The following is a 2625-nucleotide window of genomic DNA, read 5'->3' as shown; positions in this document are numbered from 1 at the left end:
ACCAGCGCCGTCGCCACCGCCATCAGCCCTTCCCCCCGCCCCGGAAACCCGAGCCCGTCCGTCGTGGCCCCGGACACGGACACAGGAGCCCCCACCGCCTCCGACAACACCTTCTGCGCCTCATCCCGCCGCTTACCGATCTTCGGGCGAGGACCCACGACCTGGACCGCGACGTTGCCGACGGTGTAGCCGGCCGCACGCACGATGCGGGCGGCCTCGGTGAGCAGCACGACCCCCGCCGCACCGGACCACTCCGGACGCCCCGTGCCGAAGTGCTGCCCCAGGTCACCCAACCCGGCGGCCGAGAAGAGCGCGTTGCACGCCGCGTGCGCGACCACGTCCGCGTCGGAGTGCCCGGCGAGTCCGGGCCCCTCCCCCTCCCAGAGCAACCCGGCGCACCACAGCTCCCGCCCCTCCTCGAAGGCATGGATGTCGGTGCCGATGCCCACCTGGGGCAGCGGGTACGGGAGAGGGGCGGTGCCCTCGGCCGACTCAGAAGCCATCGTTCAGCCTCCTCCGCGCAAGGACCGCCTCCGCGAGCACGAGGTCGAGGGGCCGGGTGACCTTGAATGCCTCCTCGTGCCCCGGAACCACCACGACCCGCAGCCCCAGCTGCTCCACCATGCTCGCGTCGTCCGTGACGTTCTCGGTGACCGTCTCATGGGCCCGGACCAGCGTGTCGCGATCGAAGCCCTGCGGCGTCTGGACGGCACGCAGCCGGGACCGCTCCGGCGTCGCGACCACGGGCTCCGGCGCACCGGGCGCGTCCGCCGGCTCGATCTGCTTGACGGTGTCCGCGAGCGGCAGCGCCGGCACGACGGCGGGCGCCCCGTCCCGTACGGCATCGATGACGGCGTCCACCGTGTCCACGGGCACCAGCGGCCGTGCCGCGTCGTGGACCAGCACGATGTCGATGCCGGGCGGCAGCGCGTCGAGACCGAGCTTCACGGACTCCTGCCGGCTCTCACCGCCCGGTACGACGAGGAAGTCGGTCCGCTCGGGCAGCGCGTGCGCGTCGAGCAGGCTCTTGGTCTCGGCGGTGCCGTCGGGCGGCGCGACCACCACGACGAGGGAGACGGCGCGTGACGCGGCCATCGCGCGCGCCGCGTGGATGAGCATGGGGGTGCCGTTCAGCGTACGCAGCGCCTTGGGGGCGCCCGGACCGAGGCGCACACCCCGGCCCGCGGCCGGAATCACGGCCGCCGTACGAGCCCCGGTACTAGCTCCTGTACTAGCTCCTGTACTAGCTCCCGTACGAACACCTGGAGACGAAGGGCGCGGATCGTCAGACATCGGTTCCTGTCAGGTTTGTGTGCTCGGCATGCGTGGGTATGGCCTGGAGGAGTGCCGGGCGCGAGCCTTGACCGGACCCTTCCGTGACACTGGTCGAGCCAGCTGCCCGGGCCCGGCACGCCAGTATCGGGGGCGCCCCCTCGACGTAAATGGCACGGCGGTACGACACAGGCGTACGAGCGCATGAACGGATCGTGAAGGATATCGGTCCCGCCACCCGCCCGTCTGAGCGCGAACATGCCGCAGCGCCCGGCGACAGCTGTTGCGTCATCGGGCACCGCGGCATTTCATTCACTGCTGCACTGAAGCGAGTTGCTGGCGCGCTGCGTGCGCCGGCGTCAGGACGCGAGGACCTCGTCGAGCAGTGCCTCGGCCTTGTCCTCGTTCGTGTTCTCCGCGAGGGCGAGTTCACTCACCAGGATCTGCCGGGCCTTGGCGAGCATCCGCTTCTCACCGGCGGAGAGCCCTCGCTCACGCTCGCGACGCCACAGGTCACGCACCACTTCCGCGACCTTGATGACATCGCCGGAGGCGAGCTTCTCCAGATTTGCCTTGTAACGACGCGACCAGTTCGTGGGCTCCTCGGCATACGGCGCGCGCAGCACCTCGAAGACCCGGTCCAGCCCGTCCTGACCGACCACATCACGTACGCCGACGAACTCCGCATTGTCCGCTGGCACACGCACCGTCAGGTCGCCCTGGGCGACCTTCAGCACCAAGTAGGTCTTGTCCACGCCTTTGATCTGACGAGTTTCGATGGCCTCGATCAGCGCGGCCCCGTGATGGGGATAGACCACGGTGTCGCCAACCTTGAACGTCATGTGACAGGTACCCCTTCCGTGGCTATCCAGGGTAACACGGATACGGCGTCTTCTGAATGGCGTTTTCGCAGGTCAGGGCATATCTCGGGGCTTGACAACAGCAACAGGAACGTGCATCGGAGAGTGAACGGAGCGGGGTATTCGCAGGTCGGAGCGGCTCTGCGGTCGGGGTGAAACGCGTACGTTACACACATCCGGAGCCGCTCGACAGCGACCGAACGTCCCGTTATGTCCGACTCCAAGTGTGCGAGTCACGCTACTCCGTTCGGCGAGCGGAGGCGGATCCGAGACGAATCCGGAATTGATCAAGACGATGATCTTCGACGGTAGTTCCGTGGTACTTCCGTGCGCGTGATCAATTTCCCGGTGCCGCCCTGCATTCCTTGCCTGGAAATCCCCGCACTGTTGCCGAGGAGACCAGAAGACGCCAGTGGCGCTTATGTGAATGCGGAACGCGGACACGCCAAGGAGAGCGCCTGGCCGGACGAACCGGGGGTTCAGGGGAGGGTCG

At 68.2% G+C, this 2625-nt stretch carries 3 protein-coding genes; all 3 read right to left on the bottom strand.

Going from position 1 to position 2625, the window contains the following annotated elements; translation table 11 throughout:
• On the bottom strand, positions 1 to 503 hold a 503-nt coding region (gene ispF, locus FNH08_RS48685), incomplete at its 3' end, for a 2-C-methyl-D-erythritol 2,4-cyclodiphosphate synthase (protein WP_152778313.1).
• Entirely contained in the window at positions 493 to 1293 is an 801-nt protein-coding gene (ispD, locus tag FNH08_RS48680) for a 2-C-methyl-D-erythritol 4-phosphate cytidylyltransferase (RefSeq protein ID WP_152778312.1), read from the bottom strand. The genes ispF and ispD, both read right to left, overlap by 11 nt.
• A gap of 338 nt (positions 1294 to 1631) precedes the next feature.
• Positions 1632 to 2114, bottom strand: a complete 483-nt coding sequence (locus tag FNH08_RS48670; protein WP_003953493.1) for a CarD family transcriptional regulator — start codon at positions 2112 to 2114, stop codon at positions 1632 to 1634.
• Between the last annotated feature and the right edge of the window lie 511 nt (positions 2115 to 2625).

This window comes from Streptomyces spongiae, from assembly GCF_009377185.1.
Lineage (GTDB): Bacteria > Actinomycetota > Actinomycetes > Streptomycetales > Streptomycetaceae > Streptomyces > Streptomyces spongiae.
The sequence above is the reverse complement of the archived record's forward strand: the minus strand, read 5'-3'. Positions and strand labels throughout refer to the sequence as shown.